This is a genomic window from Pedobacter yulinensis (assembly GCF_003029735.1).
In the GTDB taxonomy this organism is placed as follows: domain Bacteria; phylum Bacteroidota; class Bacteroidia; order Sphingobacteriales; family Sphingobacteriaceae; genus Pedobacter; species Pedobacter yulinensis.
In genome coordinates this window covers 127504-145080 of sequence record NZ_KZ686272.1, presented here as the reverse complement: position 1 = coordinate 145080, position 17577 = coordinate 127504, and the positions used below count along the sequence as shown (strand labels likewise).

14 protein-coding genes are annotated in these 17577 nt (G+C 51.8%); 7 read left to right on the top strand and 7 right to left on the bottom strand.

Annotated elements, in window-relative coordinates; translation table 11 throughout:
- Window positions 1–30: 30 nt before the first annotated feature.
- On the bottom strand, window positions 31–2136 hold the full coding sequence (locus C7T94_RS18350; RefSeq protein ID WP_162618758.1) for an LruC domain-containing protein: 2106 nt from the start codon (window positions 2134–2136) through the stop codon (window positions 31–33).
- A 231-nt stretch (window positions 2137–2367) separates the two neighbouring features.
- A complete protein-coding gene (locus C7T94_RS18345; protein WP_107217398.1) occupies window positions 2368–5784 on the bottom strand; it encodes a DEAD/DEAH box helicase in 3417 nt (1138 codons plus the stop codon).
- A 148-nt stretch (window positions 5785–5932) separates the two neighbouring features.
- Between C7T94_RS18345 and C7T94_RS18340 the strand changes: the two genes are divergently transcribed.
- A complete protein-coding gene (locus C7T94_RS18340) occupies window positions 5933–6436 on the top strand; it encodes a GNAT family N-acetyltransferase (RefSeq protein WP_107217396.1) in 504 nt (167 codons plus the stop codon).
- Window positions 6433–6909, top strand: a complete 477-nt coding sequence (locus C7T94_RS18335) for a MarR family winged helix-turn-helix transcriptional regulator (protein WP_107217394.1) — start codon at window positions 6433–6435, stop codon at window positions 6907–6909. Before C7T94_RS18340 ends, C7T94_RS18335 begins: the two co-directional genes overlap by 4 nt.
- Before the next feature lie 28 nt (window positions 6910–6937).
- On the opposite strand, the gene C7T94_RS18330 is transcribed toward C7T94_RS18335, so the two are convergent.
- Window positions 6938–8626, bottom strand: a complete 1689-nt coding sequence (locus C7T94_RS18330) for an arylsulfatase (protein ID WP_107217392.1) — start codon at window positions 8624–8626, stop codon at window positions 6938–6940.
- 80 nt (window positions 8627–8706) lie between these two features.
- Window positions 8707–9279 (bottom strand): Crp/Fnr family transcriptional regulator, encoded by a 573-nt coding sequence (locus C7T94_RS18325; protein WP_107217390.1) that lies wholly within the window; start codon window positions 9277–9279, stop codon window positions 8707–8709.
- Window positions 9280–9354: 75 nt separating this feature from the next.
- Here C7T94_RS18325 and C7T94_RS18320 point away from each other — a divergent pair, with 75 nt between their 5' ends.
- Window positions 9355–10005, top strand: coding sequence for a chloramphenicol acetyltransferase (locus C7T94_RS18320; RefSeq protein ID WP_107217388.1), 651 nt, complete (start codon window positions 9355–9357; stop codon window positions 10003–10005).
- A 138-nt stretch (window positions 10006–10143) separates the two neighbouring features.
- Here the strand turns inward: C7T94_RS18320 and C7T94_RS18315 are convergent, their stop codons facing one another.
- The gene (locus C7T94_RS18315) at window positions 10144–10821 is read right to left on the bottom strand and encodes a DUF4397 domain-containing protein (RefSeq protein WP_107217387.1); all 678 of its coding nucleotides are present in this window, start codon (window positions 10819–10821) and stop codon (window positions 10144–10146) included.
- 841 nt (window positions 10822–11662) lie between these two features.
- Window positions 11663–12925 (bottom strand): retropepsin-like aspartic protease, encoded by a 1263-nt coding sequence (locus C7T94_RS18310; RefSeq protein ID WP_107217385.1) that lies wholly within the window; start codon window positions 12923–12925, stop codon window positions 11663–11665.
- A 248-nt stretch (window positions 12926–13173) separates the two neighbouring features.
- Between C7T94_RS18310 and C7T94_RS18305 the strand changes: the two genes are divergently transcribed.
- On the top strand, window positions 13174–13836 hold the full coding sequence (locus C7T94_RS18305) for a DoxX family protein (RefSeq protein ID WP_107217383.1): 663 nt from the start codon (window positions 13174–13176) through the stop codon (window positions 13834–13836).
- A gap of 32 nt (window positions 13837–13868) precedes the next feature.
- On the opposite strand, the gene C7T94_RS18300 is transcribed toward C7T94_RS18305, so the two are convergent.
- Complete coding sequence (locus C7T94_RS18300) at window positions 13869–14606, bottom strand: alpha/beta hydrolase (RefSeq protein ID WP_107217381.1); 738 nt, start codon at window positions 14604–14606, stop codon at window positions 13869–13871.
- A 145-nt stretch (window positions 14607–14751) separates the two neighbouring features.
- Here C7T94_RS18300 and C7T94_RS18295 point away from each other — a divergent pair, with 145 nt between their 5' ends.
- The 3 genes from C7T94_RS18295 (at window position 14752) to C7T94_RS18285 (ending at window position 17568) form a co-directional block, all read left to right on the top strand.
- Complete coding sequence (locus tag C7T94_RS18295; RefSeq protein ID WP_107217379.1) at window positions 14752–16257, top strand: glycoside hydrolase 5 family protein; 1506 nt, start codon at window positions 14752–14754, stop codon at window positions 16255–16257.
- Window positions 16258–16350: 93 nt separating this feature from the next.
- Window positions 16351–16638, top strand: a complete 288-nt coding sequence (locus C7T94_RS18290; RefSeq protein WP_107217377.1) for a hypothetical protein — start codon at window positions 16351–16353, stop codon at window positions 16636–16638.
- Between the two features lie 123 nt (window positions 16639–16761).
- Window positions 16762–17568, top strand: coding sequence for a helix-turn-helix domain-containing protein (locus tag C7T94_RS18285; RefSeq protein WP_107217376.1), 807 nt, complete (start codon window positions 16762–16764; stop codon window positions 17566–17568).
- The last annotated feature ends 9 nt before the right edge of the window (window positions 17569–17577 follow it).

Genomic DNA, 17577 nt, shown 5'->3' with positions numbered 1-17577 from the left:
AAGTCATAACTTCAGAAAAAGCAAAACCTGTTATCTGTAAATATTCTGGTCTGCCCGGTAGCCTGCCGCTGTGTTGATGTACCAGTCTGTGTACTGTGTGCCGCCGGAACGGGCCCAGTTCAAAAAGTACAGGTAGGCGCTGCTGATCGACTTGGTTTCGACCGGGTAACTGAAAGCGTCGGGGAAATTTAAAGCCCAGGGCGAATTATTGACATCGAGGTAATAGCGGCCGGAAGTTGGCAGGCTGTTATCCGCGCCTGTACGGAGCAAGGTCTTATTTGCCTTATCTGTTGGCGCGTAGTTGGGTAGGTGAACCTCATAGCCGCGCCGTCTGTTACTGATCAGAAAGGGATTAAAGGCGCTTGCCGCCAGGCTGCTTTGTGCGACCGGCGTGGCAAACTGGACAACGACTGTGGCCAAGCCTCCCGAGGCCCGCGGTTTAGCAAGATTGGTGTTGACCTGTGGTGAACCATCTGCATTTCTAAGCAGGTTCTCATGGCTGTCAAACGGAATGATCACGGCCCGGCTCTGGCCGGCTTCCACGCCGTTGGCCGCCAGGGCGATATAGCTGTTTTGAAGCAGCTGCCCCGTTACGCTGCTGACCGCCGCCGGGGCTACGGGCAATTGCACGCCAAAGCCGTTCCTGAAATCTGCCCCGGCCGCTACAGGCTGGTAATAACCGGTCAGTTCCACGACATTGTTGCCGGCATTGCTAACATAACGGTACCGGTAATTGACCACCAGGTCGTTGACATCATAATCGCCGGTATTTGGCCAGTTGTCTTCGAATGCCAATGTAGCCCAGCCAGTTGCAGACGGGTAATAGGTCGTATAGGCCCGGGTTGCATCGTCTGGAAACTCATCGACCGCATCATCTACCCCGTCTCCATCGCTGTCGACCCGGGTGTCTATGGCTGCCACATTTGCTTTAGACAGGCCGGTGACCGGGCCGGCAGAGGCATAAACTACCAGGTCATTAAAATCGTTATCTGACGCAGAAGTCCGGTTAATATCCTCAAAGCCAAAAACGAAGAGTTCATGTTCGGCATCGTACAGCTGTACGGAATGCCTGCGCAGCGCCGCTGTAGACTCGGGATTGAAGCGGGCATCTGTGTAGAACTTCGTACCGCCGGTTTCAACACCAGCGCTGGTATTCCAGGCATCCTGGAACAGCACGAAGGCGATGGTTGTGCCAGCACTGAACCTGCCCAGGCTCACTTTATTGCCTGGCTTCAGACCGCCTCCTGAGCCAAATGCCGAAGCATTGGGGAATACCATGGTGATGCGGTCGATCGCGCCCAGCAAACTTGATCCGGTTGCAGATGTAGGCGGCGTTGATGTGGGGTAACTGTACCACCCCAATGTATTTTTGTAATCTGCGCCTTCTGAAACAAAGGTCACGAACACTTCCGTATTGTTCTGGGTAACCACAATGTTCGGCTGGGCAGTGCTGAGCAGGTACTCCGGATGGGTTTCGGTAAGCGGCTGACCTTCAGGCAGGGAGGCGTTGATGTAAGACAGGAGACTTGCGTCGATCACATCGGAAGTGGCCAGCAGGTACCGCGGCCGCCCCAGCCTGAACGGGTATTCGCTGGTGTTGAGCACGGCATTCGAGGCACTGGTGTACGGAGACGGATACCCATAGTCGGTACCAAAGATGCCGCTGGTCGACATGTCATTCTTCCCCGCCGTTGCAGGGGCAGGCGTGCCGGGATCATCGGTATTGATGAGCACATCGCCGCTCAGGCCTTCGGTTCCGCCTATGGTGATATGAAGTGCTGACCGGCCGCCCACGACGGCCTTTACTTCGCTGAGCAGACCAGTATACTTTGGAAAAATAGTTAGGGAATCAAGATAGGATGGCATATCGATAACGCCTTTTACCTCGCCCTGGTCGTTGCTTACCGCCTTGAGCAGCACTTTTTGTGCATCGCTGCCCGCTATGACGGTAAGCAGAGCACCTGCGATCGGCTGGTTGTTGTTGCTCAGCATGCGAATATTCAGGCTAACCCGCTGTGTAGTCAGGTAGTTGAAGTTATAGGGTATCTTCGTGCCGGGCGGATCAACCTGCGGATCTTCCGTTTTTTTGCAACCGGCAAAAATGCCGAAGCCAAGAATAGCGGCCAGTAAGGCCATTTGTTTCAATTTGCCAACCATACGTCTGCACAACAGGGTAAAAGGACTGTGCCTTTTGCACAAGCCTGACTCAACTTACAAAAAAAGCGATTACGATGATCACGCAAAAATCGTGAAACTTTGCATACAAACCCGAAAATACTGGAAATCAGCTGCAAATTTTTACAGCCTCACTGTTTATTGCCTTTGGAACGGCCACCGTACGGGCCATCCAGGCTAGTCCTGCAAGGTCTACAAACTGGTTTTCCGCCTTGGTTCGGGCAACATCCTCGGTTTGACCGGCGTATCCGTCAGCAGTGCCGGCGACGACAGCAGCTTCAGCAACTGATCTTTTTCCAGGGCCTGCAGACCGCCGGCACCGGGCTGTAGCATTTTAGCAGCAATATCGCGCTTGGTATCCTGAAGCTCGAGGATCTTTTCTTCTACCGTATCGCTGCATACGAGCCGCACCGCGACCACATGTTTATTCTGGCCAATCCGGTGCGCGCGGTCTATTGCCTGATTTTCGACGGCAGGGTTCCACCAGGGGTCTACGAGGTAGACATAGTCAGCTTCGGTCAAATTCAGGCCGGTGCCGCCAGCCTTCAGGCTGATCAGGAACACACGGGTATCGGCATCCTGCCTGAAACGGTTTACAACCGCCTCCCGGTTGCGCGTATGGCCGGTCAGCATGCAGCAGCCGACCTGGTTGTGTTCAAGTTCTGCTGCCACGAGGTTCAGCATGCCCACAAATTGTGAAAAAACAAGAATCTTATGCGCCGGGGCCTTGCTGATAATTTGCTCTGTCAGCAGGTCAATCTTGGCAGACTGCGTGCCGGTGAGGGCCTCGGTGCCCAGCAGTTTGGGAGAATTGCATATCTGCCGAAGTTTGGTGAGTCCTTTGAGCACGTTCATCGGGCTGCGCCTTAGTTCTTCACCTGTTACCGCATCTACATATTCCCGGAACTCTTTTTCATACGCGTCATAAATGCGCCGCTGTTCCTCTTCCATGGTGCAGTAGAGTACCATTTCGGTTTTTTCGGGAAGTTCTGCAGCCACTTCCTGTTTGCTGCGCCTGAGCACAAACGGAGAAATGCGTTGCTGCAGTTCCGTCGCCCGCTTGCTTACCTTAAAGGTATCGATCGGCGTGGCATAAATGTCCCTGAAATATTGCTTGCTGCCAAGCAGTCCCGGACAGGCAAAAGAAAGCTGACTGTACAGATCGTAGGTGTTGTTTTCGATCGGGGTGCCGGTAATGGCAATGCGGTTCCTGGCCTGCAGCAACCTGGCAGCCTTATACCGCTGGCTGTCTGGGTTTTTGATGTTCTGTGACTCGTCGAGAAAAACGTAATTGAACCGGTATAATTTCAGGAAAGCGATATCAGACAGCAAGGACCCGTAAGTAGAGATGATCACCTCGTACTGGTCAAAGTTGCTGGTATCACGCCTCCGGTTGCTGCCATGCAGCACCAGCACGCGCAGCGAGGGAGCAAACCGGCTGATTTCCTGCTGCCAGTTAAAAATCAGCGTGGCCGGCACGACCAACAGATTGGTGTTTTGCTGTACCTTTTCGCGCTGCGCCAGAATGAAAGCCAGAACCTGGACCGTTTTGCCAAGGCCCATGTCGTCGGCCAGGCAACCGCCAAAGCCCAAAGCATCGAGCCTGTTCAGCCAGTCAAAACCCGCTTTCTGGTAACCGCGCAACACGCCTGAAAACGCCGCGGGCACCGGCGTCTTCACCGCAGCAGCATCGGGATCAAGCTGCCGGTGCATGTCCCGGATCTCAGCCTCCAGTTTCCGGTCCAGCTCTTCGGCTTCGGCCGCCTGGCTGAGCGCCGCGAAATTTACTTTGGGTATATCGATCTCCTGGTCATCACCAAGCTCGCCCAGGCTGAAAAAATTCTCGAAGCGTTTCAGCCAGTAGTCAGGGAGGATGCCCTGCGTGCCATCATCAAGCTGCACATAATGGTTGCGGTTGCGTACCGCCCGGTAAATGTTCTTTAAAGAAGCTTTTTTGCGGCCGTACCGCACATCGATAACGGCATTGAACCAATTGATCCCGCTCAGCACTTTGATGTCTACCGCAACCTTATTGGGGTTGAGTCTTGAGCCCTCCAGTTTATCAAACCCCAGCACCTCGATGCCGCCGGCCGTCCAGTCCTCAAATGCGCGGAGAAACCAGGCCTGGTCCATAAAGCGCAGGCGGTGCAGGTAGAAATGATCCATTCCGTTCTCCGCCTGTTCGATGAAATACGGATGCTGACGAATGATATCGCCAAGGAACTCCGCCTCTGCGACCTCATCACGTTTTACCTGGAAGCGTTTGCCTTTGTGGTCTGTTCCTTCCACAATGCGCTGGCTCCTGATGGGTATTTCCACATGCTGGTAAGACATGACCGGCACCAGGTCGACATAATTGCCGGAGTCTGAAAGATACAGGATACGCCGCCGCTCATGAAAACCCTGTTCCCTGATCTGCCCCGTTGTTGCCCTTGGAATGTAGCTGTGTTCCATGCTGATTTTTTCCCCGAGGGGATCCAGGAACTCAGTTCTAAAAAAATGGTAACGTGAGGCATGGATCCGTAATGTGCCCCCATGTTGCATCAGCAGGTCAACCAGTCCGAGCGATTCCAGGCGTTCGGGCAGGTACAGGGATCCGGCAAGTTCGATGAAGTAACCAAACTGCATGCTGCAGTCATGCAGTGCAGCCGAAGCCTCTTTGTGCTCGAACCGGCCGCTCACTTCGTAAAAATGTTCAGCACGCGAAATTTTCAGTAAGACTTTGCCCTGGCCCGGGCGGATGTGTAAGGGGCTGATCGATGTTGCAGTGACCTGGTCTGACGCCTCGGAGAGGTGCCGGTAAAAAGCATAACCAGCGGGGTTTGCAACAATTGCCCGCAGGGCGGCCAGATCTTCGGGCATTTTGTTGCCGCCACCCGGCTGCTGAAAACGGTGAATGGCAGTAAAAAAACGAATCCGTTCCTGACTGCCGGTATTCCAGACCATATCCAGCGGTTTAACGGCTGTGAAAGGATTTTTCGGCTTACCTGCCTTGGTCAGTTCGGCACGATACACTTCAGTAACCAAATGCCGGTAAAACCGATGCTGCCTGAAAACAACAAAATTCCGGCCTGATCTGAGCTCGCCCTTTTTGCGTTGAACCGTGCCGCCAACCGCATTTTTGAGCACAGCCATATCGTCGCCTGTTAAGCGGAGCAAGCCCGGCAGTCTGGGTTTGATCTTCAACGCTCCCTCAAAAAACAGGGTGAAAAACTGATCGAGCGCCTGTTCATGTTCCATACCATAAGCAGCAGCGGCCTGCTTTAACCGGCGGCGGCGCCGGTCACTATCGAAAAATACAAGCCAGTCTTCTGTTTGCTGCACAGCCAGCACAGCAGTTGCCATGTGGAGGCAAAGTTTTGCATGGCCGGCACCACAGGAACAGCTGAGTAGAAGTTTATCCGTTGACCGCAGCACCTGAAGCTCGACCGACACGCTGTCGGCAGCAGTCCCTTCAAAAATTCCATGGTCAATGACCAGGTAAGAAGGCCGCACCAACCTGGCTGTGAACACATCAAAAAAATACCTTTCTGCCGTGTGTTCAGCAAGTCGTCGCTGGGTAAAATCCGGCAGATCTGATCCGGGCAGTTCATAAGTATGTGTAGCCATGCAGTTGCAGCAAAGGTACGGCGTAAAGTTGTAAGTTGGGGCGTTAAGTTCTTGATCACGGGTTTCCGAAAGTGTTTCGCATCAGGATTCATTTACAACATTTGCATTTATGTAGTTAACTACGTAGTTTTGATATAAAGTTAATTTTATGCACTCTATCATTCACATCAGGGAATTGAGCGACAGCGATCAGGACGAGGTCATAGGGCTTATCCTTCCCATCCAGCAGCAGGAATTTGGCCTGCCCATTACGCTCCACGATCAGCCCGATCTGTGCAACATTTCGCAATTCTACCTGGAGCCTGGCGGCACCTTCCTGGGCGCTTTTTCGGGTCAAGACCTGGTTGGCAGCATTGCCCTGGTCAAGGCGGCCGGCGAAACCGGTGCCATCAGAAAAATGTTTGTTCATCGGGATTTTCGCGGCAAGCTCTTTGGCATAGCACAGACCCTGATCGAAAAACTTATCGCCCATGCGCAGCAATCGGGCATCAAAAATCTTTATCTTGGCACTGTAGAGCCAATGAAAGCAGCACATCGTTTTTATGAGCGCAACGGCTTCCGCCGGATCCAGGCATCGCAGTTGCCGCCTGAATTTCCACGCGCAAAGACCGATACGCTTTTCTTTCACCGCGGGCTTGATGTCCAGACATGAATATAATAAACGAAGCCGGCCTCCTGGCCCTGGCGACCCGCCTGCAGCGGCTCAGCGAACGCATCCGCAAAGATGGCGCACTGATTTACAAGGAATCGGGCATCGATTTTGAGCCCAAATGGTTCCCGGTTGTATACGCATTGCACGTCAAATCATCGTTGAGTGTGGTCGCTATCGCAGCAGAGATCGGGTACACCCACCCTTCTACCATCGGCCTGCTGAAAGAACTTGAGAAAAATAAGTTGATCGTATCACGCCGCGACAAGCAGGACGAGCGCAAGCGGCTCATTCAATTAAGTAAAAAAGGCAAAGACCTGGTTGACCGGATGCAGCCCGTCTGGAACCTCATTACCGAAGCGACCGCGCAGCTTACGCTGACCCAGCACAACATCATGCAGGCGATTGAAGAGGTGGAAGCCGAGCTGAACAGACAAAGTTTTTTACAGCGGGCACGGCAGCTGAAATCTGAGTGAGCGCATGACCACTTGCCTGTGGCAGCGGTTATTTCTGGCCCGGTTTGGGAAACACCTGATGGCGTTCGGCCCAGGCCTGCCATAATGCTTCCAGCTCATTTTTCTTCTGCGGGTACTGCGCTGACAGATCGGCCTGCTCTGCAGGATCCCGGGCTATGTTGTACAATTTCCAGTTTGCTCCCGGTTTTGCAACCAGTTTCCAGTCTCCCGACCGGGCGTACTTGGCACCAAAGTGCTCATTAAAAAGTGTTTTGTGTCCCGCCGCCTGCAGACCCCGTAATGCGGGAACCAGGCTATGACCAGTTTGGGCTGTGATGCTGCGGCCTTTGTATGCTTCAGGATAGGTTGCGCCCGACAACTCCACGAAGGTTTGCATAAAGTCCATGACATGCGCCCTTTGCGCGCTGAAACTGCCGCGCCTGGCTTTCAGGCCTTTTGGCCAGAAAGCGATCATTGGTGTACGGATCCCCCCTTCATATGATTCGGCCTTCCAGTACGCATAAGGTGTGTTGGCCACGCAGGCCCATTCAGGACCGATCGAGGTATACGTCGTCTGGGCTCCCGGCATGACTTCTTTTTTTGTTGCGTAGACAATTGGCAAGCCGCGGCGTGTGCTGCCCGGACGGTCAAAACCTGGACCATAGCGGGCAGCATTCTCCGGACTGGCGCCATTGTCTGACAAAAATACGATCAGGGTGTTGTCCAGCTTTCCTGTGCTGCGCAGTGCGGCGATGATCTTCCCGATACCCTGGTCCATCCGGTCTACCATTGCCGCGTGCACGGCCATTGCCCGCGCATCCCATTCCTTATCGGGGTTTTCCGGCCAGCCAGACGATCCCTGCCTGGGCATGGGTACGACCTTCGGATCAATCAATCCCAGGCGTACCATTTTTTTATAGCGTGCCTCGCGGATGATATCCCAGCCACCGCTGTACGTATCCTTGTATTTTTCAATGTCTTCAGGCCGGGCCTGGAGGGGCCAGTGTGGTGCGTTGTGTGCCACATATAAAAAGAAAGGCTGGTCGGAAGTTTTCCAACCGTTAATGTAGGCCACGGCAGTATCAGTAATTGCATCGGTATGGTAATAGTTTTCAGGAACGGCGGTGATGGGCCGGGTGCCGCTCACGAGGCTGAACGGATCAAAAAAATCGACCACGCCCCATATGGTACCGAAAAACTGATCAAATCCGCGGTTGGTAGGATATTGGGCTAGCGGCGAGAAATCGCCGAAATCTTTTTGGTGGTTCAGCCAGGCCAACTGGTCTTTCGGGTCCTTTTGAACGATCGTGTTCGAAACATGCCATTTGCCCGTCATCGCTGTATGGTAACCTGCTGTCTTGAGTACTTCGGCCAGGGTTACCGTATTTTCGCCCAGGTACCCGAGGTAACCTGGTGCGTTTTCGGCCTCGGTCATCTTTCCAACACCGGCCTGGTGGTTGTACAACCCCGTCAGCAACGAGGCCCTGGTAGGACAACAGCGGGAGGTATTGTAAAACTGCGTAAAACGGATCCCGTTGGCAGCCAGGTAATCCAAACTGGGCGTCGCGATTTCTCCCCCGTAGCAGCCTGCATCAGAATAACCCATGTCATCGGCCAGAATGAGCACAATATTAGGCCGCTCGGCTTTCCGAAAACGGGGCTGAAACCCCAGTACAGGTAAGCAGCAGAACAGAATAGCCGCCAGTAGGGCCGTAGCACAGAATGTTGAATGCTTCATGGTGTGTTGATCAGGAAACTTAAGTTAAGATTATTTTGGTCCCTGAACAAAGTTCAAATCGATTTAGCAGTAAACAGCGATCAGTCGGCGGGCGCATCGTCTTTGAGCAGGCGGTTCAGGCTTCGCAGGGTAATACCCAGGTAAGCCGCGACGTCTTCTTTTTGCAAGGTTATGTTTTGCCGTCGCTGTAAGTCGCGCAGCCTGGCTAAGCCGTGTTTAACGGTGTATAGCTGTTGAAAGGAAGCCCGGCTGCTGGTGTTCACCAGCCGCTCGGCCAGCTCGCCAAGAACCAGTTTACTGAATTCAGGCTCATCATGCAGCAAGGTATGAAATGCCGGAAGGCTGAGTTGATACACCGATGCAGTAGTGACCGCAGCGACGTTGCATAAACAGCTGGTATTCCGGATCGCTTCGATCTCGCCAAAGATCTCCCCCTCGCCCATAAATTCAAGGATGTAGTCTTTGCCATTTTCTTCGGTAAAAAAACATTTGCAGATGCCTGACTTCAGCACCAGAACTTTGCTGGCGGTGCTTCCCTGCGCCAGGAGCAGCTCGCCTGCACTGTAGGCTTTTAACATGATGTGGTCGCTCTTCGATTGTCCGGCATACAGACCATCTATGTACCTAAGCAGGGATGGATTGGTTCTAAGCATATTTCAGGTTGGGACAAATGTCCTTTGGCTGCGCAGCGATCTTATCGATCTTCGCACGAAATTAATAAATCAAACATGGAGACGCAACAGCACAGCAACAACCGGAAACAGGAGATCGACCTGGATCATTGGGTTCGTAAAGACCATTTTCAATTCTTTTCGCAGTTCTCAGAGCCTTTCTTTGGTGTAACTATCCGCGTGGACTGTACGGCGGCTTATCAGCTGGCAAAAGACCTGAAGCGGTCTTTTTTTGTACATTACCTTTACCAGGCACTGCGCGCCGCCAATGAAACGGAAGCTTTTCGTTACCGTATTTCAGACGGCAAAGTGTACCTGTTCGAAGCGGTCCACGCCTCGCCCACGATTAACCGACCTGACGGCACTTTCGGATTTGCTTATATGGACTACATGACCGATGAGGCCGCATTTCACGAACACGCAGCCAAGGTGATGGCTGAGGTTCGGGCCAGCAAAGGCCTGGTTCCCGCGCTTTCCGGGGCGAACGTGATCCATTGCTCGGCGCTTCCATGGCTCGATTTCACTGCCTTGTCACATGCACGCAGTTTCTCATTTCCCGATAGCTGTCCAAAAATTTCTTTTGGCAAAGTAACCGAAAACGCCGGCCGCAAATCGATGCCAGTTTCCGTTCATGTGCACCATGCACTTGCAGATGGCTTTCATGTAGGTCAGTTTGCCGAACGTTTTGCAGCGTTAATGGCCAGCTAACTCCCAATTGTTCATAAACTCATTTATGCCGAACGTTTAACCGGTTTCCCGCCTGAAGAACTAAGCCAACAACCACGCAGGTAACCGCCTCCCCGTCTGCAACACGCATTGCCGCGTCTGCGGTAATAACCTTTATTGTCAATAATTGGTAACCAGCTGGGCCCCCAATGGCTTGTCGAGGTCGCCTGCGGTATTGAGTCCCGTTACGATGAGCGTATAGGCCTTTCCTGCCCCAAGCGTTTGGTTCGGAACGGTCAGTTTCACAGCCTGCGTTCCTTGTTCTCTTACAACAAACGTATGTGTACCTGCGGCAACAAGTGTAAAACCGCTATGCTGTTTGTATGCCTTATTGGTGGCCAGGCTGGTTTGTCCTTCGCTTAACTGAAGATCGAGCGCAGGTGCATCAGGCGAAAGGTTGACCAACCTGATATACGCTTTTTCAGTGTTTTTTTCGGGATACTGGTCTTCAATCAGCAGAAGTTCACGCTGCTGATCTTTGCCGGTCAAAAACAGTGAGTAGACTTTGTTCATTTCCAGGTTCACGTCTTTCTGAAGAACAGGCGCGTCGGTCCCGCCATTGGTAATCTTCACCGTGCTTTGGCCGGCAGGAAAAGGCTGGTAATTAATAATACCGCCAAAGGGCACTGCACCGCTTGTTGCCCTGGTTCCATTGAGATAAATGTTGTAGGTAGCCAGTGTGGGCGAGACATTCATCACACTCATAAATGGGTTTACCTCGGGATTAGCCGGATCTTTGCTACAGCCGGTTAACAGGACGATTCCTGTAAAAAGAAACAGTTTGTTTAAAATTTTCATGGTTTAATTTTTTATTGACAGCTGGCAACCCCGGCAAACCGGTATCATGCAGGCATGCCAGAGAAACGTGTTATAAAACCCGAAATGCTACGCTCGTCTTAAAGTTTTTTGGCAGGAGATAAATATCTCTCAGTTGGCGCACACGGTCTGCGTGTGTCTGGTTAGAATCGACACGCGCGGGACGCGCGCTAACTAAGCTAACAGCTTAACAAAGTAAAAGCTAACAAGCTCAGCGCGCGCGTGACGCGCGAGCTGATAAAACAAGTCAGCCTCAGTTGGCGCACACGTTCTGCGTATGCGTGGTTAGGCTGATAAAACAAGAAGTTTATAAAAAATCAATATCGAGCAAGCCTTTCCCTCCGGCATAGTCGATCACACTGGAATACCGCTATTGCTCCGCCTCAAACACGAAACCTGCAGCGACGGGATTGTTGTGAATATAATTACCCTTCTTTAACTTTTTGTAGCAATTTGAATTTGCCGTGAAAATTCCGGATTAGGCCTTTTGGTCGGGCAACTCGCTTTCCTATCAAGCGCCTTAGCGCAGCCCGGATTCAATTTTTATCGATAGCGTGCAGCCCCCCCGGGCAAACGGGCATCATGCGGGCATGCGGGAAAAGCCTGACGTAAAACGGGAAATACCGGGCTCATCTTAAATTTTTTTTGCCAGGATGTAATTATCTCTTCAGCACGCGCGGGATGCGCGCTAGTCCAGTGGCTGATTCGCGCCTCGCGTTTGCTTTATCAGCAAGTTAACAGTGCCGCAAAGCCACGATGGCAAACCACTGGCCTAATGACCGTAGTTGTCTGTGTTCTCGCCTAACAATCGCTTCCCTTCCAGTTATTTGAATGCGATGAACATCAAACCGAAATTCAATGTCATTTTATCGAATTGCCTGATCACATCCTGGCCTATATTACCATAAAAATGGTCTTTGCTTTCATTCAGGCTTTCATCAAAAACATGCACGTCGGGCAGTTCAAGCTGCCTGCCGCTCACCAGCGGACGAAATATGATCTTATACCCCTTCTTTGTCAGCATGCCTCCCGCGCCGCCAAACTGCAGGTCTGTCTTTTCGTACGTACCAGTAATTTCTGCCTGGTGCCGGCGCAAGTATTTGCTGTACAACATTGTTCCGGTCGCGCCGGTATCGAATGTAAAATGTTCTCCGCCCAGGTTGATCACCGGCGTCAGGAAATCAAGGGCCATGTTCAGCGCAGCTCCCGCCGATTGTTCTTTGGGCACGATAAAATCATCGTTTCGTGTAAGCTGCACTTCTTTAAGTCCCTCAATAACGGGAAAACCGATAATGCCGTTGATCTGGTACTGGATCTGCGGAAACGCAAGCGATGAGTCAGGAAAAACGAGAAAGACAGCGTTTTTCACCATGATATTACCTATAGAAAAAGCCGGACAAACAGCCAGACCTGATTTCACCTTACCACCTGTTATGGCACCAACTTCGAGGGTTCCGTCAAGCATTTTCATGCCAAGCGCTTTGGCGGTGCTAGCCGAAACGGTAGAGAAGTTGGCTCCTGTATCGAAGATAAAATCGGCGGTTACACCAGCAGCTTTCACCTCCAGGTTGGCTAACTTTGCTTTATCGCGCTTCATCCGGATTGTGGTTGTTTCTTTTACAATCACTTCCTGCCCGGGCATGCCGCTTAGAGCCTTCCAGATCACAGCAGTGTTTCGGTAGTCGTCCAGATCTGCTGCTGATAACAACCTGCTGTACCTCAATTCCAGGACATTGCTTGCCCGCAAAGCGTCTGCATATTCAAAAAGCCTGACATGGTTGAGCATCTTTAAACGCTGCAGGTCCATTTTCAACGAATCTGAAGCGTTACCTGCATGCCGGTCCAGGAAAGCAGTGATGGCTTTGTTGGAAAGCGCAGGCTTGTTGAATGCATTGTGCAGGTAAGCTTCAACAACAAACTTTTCTCCTGCAGTCATCTGCTGCCGGTTTGCCTGAAAAAAATTCCGGGCCTGGAAAAAATCCTTTTCTTTTAAAAGGGCGTTGGTATGTTTATAGGTTGCAGATTGCTGTGCAGCAAGTACTGAGGGGACTGCCAGGGCAAGCAGCATCAGAAAGACATGTTTCATGGTTCATTTTGAAATTAGACGGTTGCAGCATGGATTGTTACAGGACCCGGTGTGTATGCGGCTACCCTTGCCGCGGTAAACGCAGGTTAGGTGGAAATTGTTACGCGGTGCAGCAGGTAAACCGGCAACACCCCGCGTGGCTACAAATCTTATGCTAGTAGAGAAATTCACAGCCTTGAAACAAAAATTAAATTAATTCGAATGAAATAAGTAAATTCAAAGAACTGCCACATCCCGGCATTTTTGCTATGAAAATCATCCTTTTATTGGGTTCAGGACTCGCGGGAAGCGCTTTTGCGCTGATCAATGCGCGTATCCTGGCCAAAGCCATCATTCCAAAACTTTTCTGCAGCATGTGTGCTTTTGTGGTGCTGCTTCTGTTTTTTCTGTTTTTCCTCAGGCAGGAAAAGATAACAGCATTAAGCGGTCTTGTTATTCTGAAAGACAGCTGTTTAGTCATGATCCATTTGTATTCAGGCTATTTCGTGGCCACCAGTCTAAAAGCGATACTGGCGCTGGACGGGTCTGTGGCACCACCTGTGCATGCGGCCGCCAGTTCCGGCCTGGCTGTGCTGGCTGCCGGGAATTTTTTGCTGTTTTCAGCCGGAAAGGCATTGCACCCGGCAGATATGGAGCTGTTTTTTACATCCTCCGGTCTGCCCTTCTGGTTCCATTATGTCGTTATGGCACTGGAGATCTGCGGTGCAGTTGGTTTGTTAGCAGACAAATGGCTGCATACAGGCCCGCCGGCCGCCGTCGGACTGCTGCTTATCATGATCGGCGCCATTGCCGTGCATAGCCGCAACGGTGATCCGCTGAGCGACTCGTACGATGCGATCGTCCAGCTGATCTATCTACTGATTCTGCTGCTCGCGTTTTTGGCGCGAAAGAAAACAGGAAGGCCCGCTTAGATGAAGATCAACCACCGCCCCACCCTGCAGGACTATAAAAATTTCTCCAGGCAACTGATAAATGCGCGCTTCATTTCGGGCGAAATGTCATGCTTGAGGTCCCGAAAGGTAAAAAGTTTTACCCGGTAACCGGCCGATTTCAGCAACCGGACATGGCCGTAAACCGCCTCAACCGGCACAATGGCGTCTGCCGTGCCGTGGTAGATATACATCTGCGCCGGCCGCTTACCAGCCGGCCCGATCAGCTGATGATCAATGGTTGCCAGCAAGGGTAAAGCTGCGCGAATCAACTGCGGGTAACGTATGGCCATCAGATAACTCAGATCCCCGCCCTGCGAAGCTCCGATTATGACGGGTTTCTTTGCCAGCGGATACTTTGCGGAAATAGCCCGGACGAACCTGCTTAATTTTTCCCCTTCGGCTAAAAAATGAGCAATCTTCTCCTGGCGCGCCAGCTGGTAATAATCATGCGGTTTTCTGCTGAAGAATGAGAATCCTGATTTATGCGGATAGGGCGCCCGGACAACAATTAACCGGGCAGCAACTTTTAAATCGTCCAGGTAGGCAGCAAAGGCTTCAGGCGTGGAGCCGCTCCAGTGCAAACCGATAATCAAGGGCAAATCAGCGGCCGGCTGCGGCGCATGGAGTATGCGCTCCTCGTACCTATAGCCGGAGAGGGTGTCAGTAACTTTTTGAGCACCAGCCCGCTGCAAAATGAACAGCAGCAGAATCAGAAAAATGGATTTGGCGGTAAAGCGGATCGACGACATAGATGAACGGGCAGGCTGTTGTTCAAGATACCATTAATCTGCCATTATCCTGCTGCCCTGCCCGGAATCAGGCATATGAAATCTTTGCAGGTCGTAAAAATACCAGGCGATTTGCGTAAATTAATAGACCAATTCTACCGCAATCATGGTTCGCACACGTTATTCATTCCTGTTGCTCCTGGTCCTGCTGTGTTCAGGATCCTGTAAATCTGTCGTTTCTGTCCCCGACGACGACACAAACCAGCCTCAAACAGAACCCGGGACATTTCTTTATGGTTCAAACATGGGCTATTATCCGGGCTGGTCAGATGAGCAGCTTGCCGAAATTCTGATCGGGAACCCGGCCAAAAACATTGCCGGCTCGGGCGTAAACAGCCTCCGGGCAGCCATGTACGACCATTTTGTGCAGCAATGGGGATACGACATCAGGCGAACTGCCTTTCAAACTTACGCACAGCTGGGCGGGCGGGACCACACCATCTTTTTGAACGGTCCTGCAGATCAGCACAGGGAACAAACCAGCTATTGTAAGGGTGTGCAATCTCAAACCTTTGCCAACCTGTATGAGCCGATATGGACATCGCCGGGAAATATCAATACCAAAAACTACTACGCAAACTACGTTTATAATGTGGTGAAAACCTATGGCCCATACGTGAAATATTGGGAAGTCTGGAATGAGCCCGACTATACGACAAACTGGGCGGCCAGCCAGACCTGGGACCGCTCAGATCCGAACCCCTGCGATCTTTCAAATTTTTCGGCGCCGGTTCAGTCGTACGTGCGGATGCTCAGGATTACAAGCGAGATCGTCAGTCAACTGGATAAAGACGCACTTGTTTGTGTCGGCGGGCTTGGCTACCCGGGGTTCCTTGATGCCATTCTGCGAAACACTGATAACCCCGATGGCGGACGCGTAACCGCCGATTACCCAAAGAAGGGTGGCGACTGGTTTCGGTGCCTGAGCTACCATGTTTACCCCATGTACGACCTGGGCAGCAACCGCAATTCAGATGCCGCGGCAAGGGCGATCGTGAACCATAAAACTGAATTCGAAGCGGTTCTGAATAAGTACGGTTATGGCGCATCGCCTGGCAGGAAAACGTTTATTGTCACAGAAACGAATATCCCGCGGAAAGCGGTCGGTAACTACGTTGGTGGTGAGGAGGTACAACGTAACTTTATGATCAAAGCTGCCGTTGCGGCGCAAAAAGCAGGCATCAACAGCCTTTACATTTATGGCGCAGCCGAAAGTGAGCTTTCAGAAGAGGTTACGGAACCTTTCCAGGCAATGGGGCTTTATAAAAAGATAACGGAGGGACCCTATACCACGGGCATAACACCCGGAGGAACCGCCTGGCGCACGGTGAGCCGGCTGCTGGGTGGCCGAAAATACGATGCTGCGGCGACAGCGGCGCTCCAGCTGCCAGACAATGCAGACGGTGCGGCATTTTACTCGGCTACACAACAAAACCACCTGTATGTGCTGTGGGCACGGACGAGCGGCAGTTCAGAGCATGCAACGGTCAGCTACAGATTTCCTGCCGCAATGAACGTCAGATCAGCCAAACAGATAAATTGGGAGCAGGCAAAGACAGAGTTTACCGGTACATTGACGCTGACCGGTGCACCTGTTTTTATTCAGCCCTGAGCAAGCCGGGCAAGCTTTTAAACGGTCTTCTGCTTTGATCACCACAGGCATATTGCGTACTTTGCGTAACCATAAATAAAATGGTAACATGTCATGGAGAAGCTGCATCAATTTAAGGAATCGCTAAAGCATGAAGTCCCCGAAGCAGGACTGCCCGTGCAACTGAAGGCACTCTGGTATGACGGCAAGGGCGACTGGAACCGCGCCCATGAGCAGGTCGATCACCTGGACGATCGCGATTCGGCACATGTGCATGCCTATCTGCACAGGAAAGAAGGCGATCTCTGGAATGCCGATTACTGGTACCGTAAAGCACAGCACCTCAGGCCTGATGTGCCCCTGCAGGAGGAATGGGAAGATCTGGTTTTGCGTTTTTTATAGTTTTAGAGGTCGGCTCATCAGCCTTGGGCTCCGCATCGGCTTTCCCGGTTGCGCACGATTTCGATATAAAAGTTATTCTGGCATAACAAATTATGCGGCAAAAAACCGGATATTGATAGCACCATGTATTTTAAGCTTGTACAGCCTCCGCCCCATCTTGCTGATTATGTGCGTTTTTTCTGGTTCGCCGAAGGCGATGTTGGTGCTGAGCGGCCCTATGTACACCATGCATTTGCGTACACTTGTCCGGAATTCAGTTTTTGTTATAAAGGGCAGTTCCAGTACCGTGCCGGTAGCGGTCAGGAAAAGCTCCTGGCTCCGGGTGTTTATGGCCAAACCCAGCATTTCAGTACGGTAGCTACCACGGGGACGTTCGGGATTTTTGCTTTTTACCTCTACCCTCACGCCTTGCCGCAACTTTTCAACCTACCTGCTACCCTGCTGACCGACTGTTCGGCAGATATGAAGACCCTTTTTGGCAGGGAGGGAGAAATCCTCGAAGAGCAAATGATGCTGGCCCGGGACAACGACGAAAGGATCAGACATGCATGCACCTTTCTGGAGCAACGGCTTGGATATGCGAAACCTGAAAATCTGCGGCTCATCTCGTTCATCAGGGCAATGGGTGACCAACCGGTTCACTTCAACCGCCTGTCTGCAGCGGAGTACTTATCTGTGCGACAGTTTGAAAGGCGGTTTAAACACCTTACCGGCTTTCGTCCGAAATTATTTTTCCGCATCAGCAGGTTTAATGCGCTGCTGAACAGGCCCGCTCAGGGAAAACTGCTCACGCAGCTGGCGCACGAACATGGTTATTACGACCAGGCGCATTTTATTCATGACTTTAAAATTTTCTCCGGCCATAGCCCAAAAGCCTATTTTAATCCCGATACGATGGCTGCAACAGACCGCGGTACGGTTACCTATTAGATGCCGCTT

Coding starts and splice junctions, on each gene's coding strand:
- C7T94_RS18285 (WP_107217376.1), top strand. CDS start 16,762: ATGTATTTTAAGCTTGTACAGCCTCCGCCCCATCTTGCTGATTATGTG.
- C7T94_RS18340 (WP_107217396.1), top strand. CDS start 5,933: ATGCACTCTATCATTCACATCAGGGAATTGAGCGACAGCGATCAGGAC.
- C7T94_RS18325 (WP_107217390.1), bottom strand. CDS start 9,279: ATGCTTAGAACCAATCCATCCCTGCTTAGGTACATAGATGGTCTGTAT.
- C7T94_RS18305 (WP_107217383.1), top strand. CDS start 13,174: ATGAAAATCATCCTTTTATTGGGTTCAGGACTCGCGGGAAGCGCTTTT.
- C7T94_RS18295 (WP_107217379.1), top strand. CDS start 14,752: ATGGTTCGCACACGTTATTCATTCCTGTTGCTCCTGGTCCTGCTGTGT.
- C7T94_RS18320 (WP_107217388.1), top strand. CDS start 9,355: ATGGAGACGCAACAGCACAGCAACAACCGGAAACAGGAGATCGACCTG.
- C7T94_RS18290 (WP_107217377.1), top strand. CDS start 16,351: ATGGAGAAGCTGCATCAATTTAAGGAATCGCTAAAGCATGAAGTCCCC.
- C7T94_RS18300 (WP_107217381.1), bottom strand. CDS start 14,606: ATGTCGTCGATCCGCTTTACCGCCAAATCCATTTTTCTGATTCTGCTG.
- C7T94_RS18335 (WP_107217394.1), top strand. CDS start 6,433: ATGAATATAATAAACGAAGCCGGCCTCCTGGCCCTGGCGACCCGCCTG.
- C7T94_RS18345 (WP_107217398.1), bottom strand. CDS start 5,784: ATGGCTACACATACTTATGAACTGCCCGGATCAGATCTGCCGGATTTT.
- C7T94_RS18310 (WP_107217385.1), bottom strand. CDS start 12,925: ATGAAACATGTCTTTCTGATGCTGCTTGCCCTGGCAGTCCCCTCAGTA.
- C7T94_RS18315 (WP_107217387.1), bottom strand. CDS start 10,821: ATGAAAATTTTAAACAAACTGTTTCTTTTTACAGGAATCGTCCTGTTA.
- C7T94_RS18330 (WP_107217392.1), bottom strand. CDS start 8,626: ATGAAGCATTCAACATTCTGTGCTACGGCCCTACTGGCGGCTATTCTG.
- C7T94_RS18350 (WP_162618758.1), bottom strand. CDS start 2,136: ATGGCCTTACTGGCCGCTATTCTTGGCTTCGGCATTTTTGCCGGTTGC.